Source organism: Massilia genomosp. 1 (assembly GCF_011682185.1).
GTDB classification, from domain to species: Bacteria; Pseudomonadota; Gammaproteobacteria; order Burkholderiales; family Burkholderiaceae_D; genus Telluria_A; species Telluria_A rubra.
In genome coordinates this window covers 1-256 of record NZ_WHJF01000575.1, presented here as the reverse complement: position 1 = coordinate 256, position 256 = coordinate 1, and the positions used below count along the sequence as shown (strand labels likewise).

Below are 256 nucleotides of genomic sequence, written 5' to 3'. Positions count from 1 at the left end.
CGTGGTTTTTGCTGATCGTCGTTGTGGTCTTGTGCAGGAAGTCCTTGCGGGCGTTGGCGATGCCGATGTGAATCTTCTGGACGCGGGCTTTCGCCTTCTTCCAATTGCTGCTGAACTTGACCTTGCGCCGGTTCTGTTGGTGCTTCTTGAAACTGTTGAGTGGTGCGACGACGCTGCCGTCGCTCATCGTGGCGAAGCGGGCGATGCCGACATCGATGCCGATGGCGCTCGTCGCCGTTGGCAATGGCTGTTCGGG

Annotated in this window: 1 protein-coding gene; it reads right to left on the bottom strand. The window is 59.0% G+C overall.

The window, feature by feature from the left end; translation table 11 throughout:
* Positions 1 to 256, bottom strand: a 256-nt coding sequence (locus tag F1735_RS34965) for a transposase (RefSeq protein WP_167241639.1), incomplete at both ends; no start/stop codon positions are given.